This is a genomic window from Pseudomonas sp. C 49-2, from assembly GCF_003970195.1.
Classification (GTDB): domain Bacteria; phylum Pseudomonadota; class Gammaproteobacteria; order Pseudomonadales; family Pseudomonadaceae; genus Aquipseudomonas; species Aquipseudomonas canadensis.
Genome location: NZ_RXYG01000027.1, coordinates 39,685 through 46,431, shown reverse-complemented (window position 1 = coordinate 46,431; position 6,747 = coordinate 39,685). Strand labels below are relative to the sequence as shown.

The window sequence follows — 6,747 nt, the reverse complement described above, 5'->3', positions numbered from 1 at the left end:
AAACACGCTGGCCGAACGCAGGCTTGAATCCGTGGGTAACCCGGCAGGACGCCGGGTTAGCCGCGCTGGGCCAAGGATGGCCCATCGCGGCGGCCCACGGATTCAAGCCGGAGTGAGGGCACACCGAGCCTAAGCGAGGTGCCGAGTGTTGGGGCAAGAGCGTTTTGCTTACTTTTGCGCTTTTCAAAAGTGAGCCGCCGTAAGGGCGGAACCCATATCAGCCATCACCGCAGCAACGGATATGTACACAACACACCCCCCCATCACCCCGGCAACGGAATCACCCTCAACCCCCTCACCGACTTATAAGAAAAACTCGAATAAATCTCCTTAACACAAGGCAACGTCTGCAACACCTCCCGCGCAAACTCCCCAAACGATTCCAGATCCTTCGCCACCACTTCCAACAAGAAATCATACCGCCCCGACACGTTATGACACGCCACAATCTCAGGAATCTCCAGCAACCGCTGCTCAAACGCCCGGGCAATCTCCTGGGTGTGACTCTCCATCATGATGCTGACAAACGCCGTCACCCCATACCCCAGCGCCTTGGGCGACAGAATCGCCTGATACCCGCTGATCACCCCACTCTCTTCCAGGTTCCGCACCCGCCGCCAGCACGGCGAGGTGGTCAGGGACACGCGGTCGGCCAATTCGGCCACCGTGAGACGGGCATTGCCTTGAAGCGCGTTTAAAAGGGCTTTGTCGGTACGGTCCAGACTGACGGGCATAACGTGCCTCTATTCTTTATTTTTATAAGATTTTCATCCCAGGACACGGGAATTAGCAGCAAATATTGCAAAGTTCATCTGTGGTTATGAGCATAGCATTGTAGGAAATAAGGAGCGTCCGACATGAACAATAAACACAATGCATTCGGCTTTTCCACCCGCGCCATCCACCACGGCTATGACCCAAAAGACCATCACGGCGCACTCGTCCCTCCGATTTACCTGTCAGCCACCTTTGCTTTCCCAACCGCCGAATACGGCGCCGCCTGTTTTGCCGGTGAAGCGAGCGGCCACTTCTATACGCGCATTTCCAACCCAACCCTGGCGCTGCTGGAATCACGCATGGCCACCTTGGAAAACGGCGAGGCCGCAGTGGCGTTCAGTTCCGGCATGGGCGCAATCGCCGCGACGTTCTGGACCCTACTGCGCCCTGGCGATGAAGTGATCGTCAGCCAGACCCTGTACGGCTGCACCTTTGCCCTGCTTCACCATGGCATCGGCGAATTCGGTATCAAGGTGCGGCATGTCGACCTGACTGACCTGGCGGCCCTGCAAGCCGCATTCAGCCCCGCCACCCGCATGATCTACTGCGAGACCCCGGCCAACCCCAACCTGCGACTGGTGGATATCGCTGCCGTGGCCGCCCTCGCCCACCAGCAGCCGAACGTCACCCTGGTGGTCGACAACACCTACTGCACGCCCTACCTGCAACGCCCCCTCGACCTGGGCGCCGATGTGGTGGTGCATTCGGCCACCAAATACCTCAGCGGCCACGGCGATATCACGGCGGGCATTGCGGTGAGTAGCCAGGCACTGGCCCAGCGCATTCGCCTGCAGGGCCTCAAGGACTTGACTGGGGCGGTGATGTCGCCCCAGGACGCTTCGCTGTTGATGCGCGGCCTCAAGACCCTGGCCCTGCGCATGGACCGTCATTGCAGCAATGCCCAGGTCGTGGCCGAAGCCCTGCAGGCGCATCCGGCCGTGCAGTCGGTGACGTACCCGGGATTGCGCTCTTTCCCGCAGTACGAACTGGCGACACAGCAGATGAAACTACCCGGTGGCATGATTGCCTTCGAGCTCAAGGGCGGCATCGAAACCGGTCGGCGCTTCATGAATGCGCTCAAGCTGTTCACCCGGGCGGTCAGCCTGGGTGATGCCGAGTCACTGGCCCAGCACCCGGCGAGCATGACCCACTCCACCTACACCCCGCAGGAACGTGCAGCGCACGGTATCAGCGAAGGGTTGGTGCGCTTGTCGGTGGGGCTTGAGGATGTGGCCGACCTGTTGGCGGATGTGCAACAGGCACTGGCCAAGTGCACGCCTACCCTCACGCGTCCTTCTAAGCTTGTGAGTTTTTAATCCGATTATTTAAGATTGGATCCCCTTCCCGTCGCCAGGCTGTACTAGCATAGGTCCGGCGGGAAGGACTATCACGGTAGGTTATTCGCATTGGCTTGAATCTTAATCCCCGCTGCTATAAAGCCGAATACCTGCACGCCTCATGGACGAAATGATGAACTCACAGCTGTTCCCTCATATTGGCAAAGTCATCGCCAGCACCGGCAGCCGCCATTTCCCACGCATGCTACATGACCTGATCCTCACCCAACTGGCAGTGGACGCCACTCATATCACGCAATTGCAGGTCAGCGCCGACGGGCAAACCCGCCGCAAGATCAGCCCGGTCTACACCGATTCGGTGGAGGCGTTGGGCGACGAACAACCGGCCGCACAATTGCACCTCACCCGCCGCAAGGATGACGTGCGCTACGTCTTGTCGGTGTATCGCTCGCACCAGTCCGAAAGCTTTTCGCCCCAGGAGCGCAGCATGTTGCAGGACTTCTCCACCTTGCTGCTGCCCATGGTGGAAAAGCACATCGCCGCGATCCAACCGTGCCGTCAGGACAGCGACGCGGTGGTGCCGGAAAACCAGGGCCTCGAAACCCTGCGCAGGCGCATCGAAGAACGGTTGGTACAGTCGGGGCTGACCCTATCCAACCGTGAGCTTGAGGTGTGCGTGGGCCTGCTCGCCGGGCGGACCGCGCCGGAGTTGGCGGAGCAGTTGGCGTTGAAGGTCAACACCATCGAGAGCTACCTGAAGCGCGCGTCGATCAAACTGGGGATCAGCGGGCGGCATTCGTTGTTGCGATGGATGTATGCCACTGAGGACAACACAGGCTTTTAAGACATACCTGTTCAAAATGTGGGAGCGGGCTTGCTCGCGAATGCAGTGTGTCAGTCAACAGATTCATTGGCTGAACTACCGCATTCGCGAGCAAGCCCGCTCCCACATTTAATCTCTATTGGCTGACAAACCTCAATCTCTGGCAAGCGCCTCGATCGGGTCCAGCCGCGCCGCATTCCTGGCCGGCACAAAGCCAAACACAATGCCGATCAACGTCGAACAGGCAAACGCCGTGATGATCGAGCCCAGGGAAAACACCATCTCCCATTCCTTCACAAACAACGAAAACAGAAAGCCCAGGGCATAGGACAGCGAGATCCCGATCAGCCCGCCGATCAAACACACCATCACCGCCTCCACCAGGAACTGCTGGCGGATATCCGACTGCCGCGCCCCTACCGCCATGCGAATGCCGATCTCACGGGTGCGCTCGGTGACAGACACCAGCATGATGTTCATCACGCCAATGCCCCCCACCAGCAACGAGATCACCGCGATCAACGACAGCAGCAACGCCAGGGAGCGACTGGTTTTCTGCACGGTCTGCATGATGCTATCGAGGTTGTTGGTAAAGAAGTCCTTGGTGCCGTGGCGTTGCAGCATGAGTTTGTTGACGTTGTCTTCGACCACCTTGCTCGGCTGGCCGTCCTTGATGCGCACGGTGATGCTGTCCAGATGGCGCTGCCCCAGCAAGCGCCCTGCCGCTGTTTCATAGGGCACCCACACGTTCAGCGCCTTGCTGGCGGCGAACATGTTCTTGTTGTCAGCGGTGACCCCAATCACGGTACACGGCAGGTTACCCACCAAGATCACCTGGCCCAGCGGGTCGACGTTCGGCCCGAACAGTCGGTGACGCGTGTTGTGGTCGATCACCACCACCTGGGCCTGGCGCCGCGCATCGCTTTCGCTGAAGGCGATACCGGCTTCGAGCTTCAAGCCCTTCACTTTGAAATAGCGGTCACTCACCCCATTGACCTGCGCATCCAGGTCGATATTGCCAAAGCGCAGCAACAGGTTGCGGCCCACCACCGGCGTGGCACTGTCGACGTAATACAACTGGTTCAACGCGTCCACATCCGAAGGCATCAAGGTCTCGATGGCCGAGGCGCGGCTATCGCCAAAACTGGTGCCGGAAAAAATGTCGATGGTGTTGCTGCCGATCGCCTGAATGTCCTTGAGCACATAACGCTTGGCGCCTTCACCGATGGCCGAGATCGACACCACCGAAGTAATGCCGATAACGATACCGAGCATGGTCAACAACGTGCGCATGCGGTGAGACACCAGCGCGACCCAGGCCATGTTGAAGGCCTCCTTGAACAACCCCAGGCTCGCCACCAAACGCCGGGCGCCACTGCGTTTTGGCTCGATGGGCGTTTCGCTGGGCAACTCCAGGCCAGCACTCTCATTGGTCTTGTCGCTGACAATCTCGCCATCACTGACCTCGACGATGCGCTGGGCGTTCGCCGCGACCTTGGGGTCATGGGTGACGATAATCACCGTGTGCCCCGCCGCGTGCAGCTCGGCGAGGATGCGCATCACCTCTTTGCCACTGTGGGTGTCGAGGGCGCCGGTCGGTTCGTCGGCGAGGATCACTTCGCCGCCGTTCATCAAGGCGCGGGCGATACTCACCCGTTGCTGCTGGCCACCGGAGAGCTGGCTGGGACGATGGGTGGTGTGACCGGACAAGCCCAGCCGCGCGAGCAACTCCCGTGCGCGGCTGTGGCGTTGGGTTTCCGGTGTGCCGGCGTAGATCGCCGGCATTTCCACGTTGTGCAAGGCACTCAGATGCGCCAGCAAGTGGTAGCGCTGGAAGATAAAACCGAAGTAATCACGGCGCAGCTCGGCCAACTGCTCATCCCCCAGGGAACGGGTTTCGATGCCGTTGATCTTGTAGCTGCCGGCCGTGGCGTAATCCAGGCCGCCGAGGATGTTCATCAGGGTCGATTTCCCTGAGCCTGAGGCGCCGATGATCGCGACCATTTCCCCAGCGTGAATCGTCAGGTCGATGCCCTTGAGCGCGATGAATTCACGCTCGCCGGCCATGAAGCTACGGGTGATGCCCTTGAGTTCCAGCAGTGGCTGAGTCATGCGTCAGTTCCCCGCCACAGCGGGCGTGGCGTCGCCGATCACCACTTTGTCGCCTTCGGCCAGGCCTTCGAGGATCTGCACCTTGACGTTGTTGTTGATCCCGGTCTTCACCTCCCGCGACACTGCCTTGCCTTTCGCGTCCAGCACCCGCAACGAGTAACTGCCGTCGTTGTTGCGCGCCCCCAGCGCCGCCACCGGCACCATCAGTGCGGCCTCGGCGGTGTCGAGCACGATACGTACCTGGGCGGTCATGGCGATGCGCAGACGGTGGTCGGGGTTAGGCACATCGAACAACGCGTTGTAGAACACTGCGGTGTTCTGCTTCGGCGTGCCGGCGGTCTGGGTTTCCAGGAAATTCTGTGGCGCCGGTTCCGTGCCGCGCAGCTTGGCGTAGTAACGCTTGTCGGCCTCGCCGAGGATGGTGAAGTAGACCTGCTGGCCGGGGCTGATGTGAATCACATCCGCCTCGGAGACCTGGGCCTTGACGGTCATGGTGTCCAGGTCGGCCAGCTTGAGCAGCACCGGCGCCAGTTGGTTGGCGATCACGGTCTGGCCTTCCTGGGTGACGATGCCCACCACATCGCCGTCGATGGGCGCGACGATGCGGGTGTAGGCCAGGTTGACCTTGGCGGTGTCGATCTGGATGTGGGCGCTTTTTATCTGCGCGTCCAGGGACAGCAAGTTGGCCTGTTGCACCTGGAAGGTGGACTCGGCGTCTTCGAAGTCTTGGCGGGAGACTGACTCGTCAATCTGCAGGCCTTTGTAGCGTTCGTATACGGACTTGGCCTGCTTGAGCTGCGCCGCTGTGGCGCGGCGTTGGGCCTGGAGGTTTTCTTCGTCGACCTGGGCTTTGCGCAAGGTGTTTTGCAGGATCAATGGGTCGATTTCGGCTAGCCATTGACCCTTTTTGACCTTGTCGCCGACTTTGACCTTGAGGGATTTCAATTGGCCGGAGACTTGGGCGCCGACGTCGACCTGTTTGATGCCTTCGAGCAGGCCCGTGGCGAGGACGGCGTTTTCGATGTTGCCGCGTTCGGCGGTGGCGGTGAGGTATTGCGGTGCGTCGGCGGGAGCTTGGACCGTATAGATGATCAAGCCTATGGCGATGGCCAGTGTGGCGAGCATTCCTAGTTTGCGTAGCGTTGGCTTTTGCATAGATGACCTTTGATCGAGAACATATCCGTTATTTGAGTAACGGCCACTATTGGTTCCGCTCTTACAGCGGGTCACTTTTGAAAAGCGCAAAAGTAACCAAAACGCTCTTGCCCCAACACTCGGTGCCTCGCCTAGGCTCGGCATGCCCTCACTCCGGCTTGAATCCGTGGGCCGCCGCGATGGGCCATCCTTGGCCCAGCGCGGCTAACCCGGCGTCCTGCCGGGTTACCCACGGATTCAAGCCTGCGTTCGGCCAGCGTGTTTGACGGGGCGCCTAAGATCAAAATCAAAAGCAAGAGCACAGCGGCCTGACAGCCGGCTTGAGTGGTGTGGAGCAAAGGCAAGGGCAAACGCGGTCGTGTGGGAGCTGGCTTGCCAGCGATGGTCGTTAACGATGACGCAGCAAACCAGAATGAACGCAGCGGCCTCACGTTTTTCGCCGGCAAGCCGGCTCCTACAGAAGACGAAAAGCGTATCCACGATGCGAAGCGAGTCGCTTTTGATCTGGCTTTTGATCTTCGGCGCCCCGTAAAACCACGCTGGCCGAACGCAGGCTTTGGAGCGTGGGTAACCCGGCAGGAC

General features: G+C 60.0%; 5 protein-coding genes. 2 read left to right on the top strand and 3 right to left on the bottom strand.

Annotated features, from left to right (window positions below):
• Positions 1 to 263: 263 nt before the first annotated feature.
• Entirely contained in the window at positions 264 to 734 is a 471-nt protein-coding gene (locus EJ576_RS29030) for an Lrp/AsnC family transcriptional regulator (protein ID WP_028615836.1), read from the bottom strand.
• Between the two features lie 123 nt (positions 735 to 857).
• Between EJ576_RS29030 and EJ576_RS29025 the strand changes: the two genes are divergently transcribed.
• Both EJ576_RS29025 and EJ576_RS29020 read left to right on the top strand, forming a co-directional pair.
• Positions 858 to 2,093, top strand: a complete 1,236-nt coding sequence (locus EJ576_RS29025; RefSeq protein ID WP_126571709.1) for a methionine gamma-lyase — start codon at positions 858 to 860, stop codon at positions 2,091 to 2,093.
• Positions 2,094 to 2,247: 154 nt separating this feature from the next.
• Positions 2,248 to 2,919, top strand: coding sequence for a response regulator transcription factor (locus EJ576_RS29020; protein WP_122728144.1), 672 nt, complete (start codon positions 2,248 to 2,250; stop codon positions 2,917 to 2,919).
• A gap of 132 nt (positions 2,920 to 3,051) precedes the next feature.
• On the opposite strand, the gene EJ576_RS29015 is transcribed toward EJ576_RS29020, so the two are convergent.
• The gene (locus EJ576_RS29015; RefSeq protein ID WP_122728142.1) at positions 3,052 to 5,010 is read right to left on the bottom strand and encodes a MacB family efflux pump subunit; all 1,959 of its coding nucleotides are present in this window, start codon (positions 5,008 to 5,010) and stop codon (positions 3,052 to 3,054) included.
• Positions 5,011 to 5,013: 3 nt separating this feature from the next.
• Entirely contained in the window at positions 5,014 to 6,165 is a 1,152-nt protein-coding gene (gene macA, locus EJ576_RS29010; protein ID WP_123476684.1) for a macrolide transporter subunit MacA, read from the bottom strand.
• Positions 6,166 to 6,747: the final 582 nt, after the last annotated feature.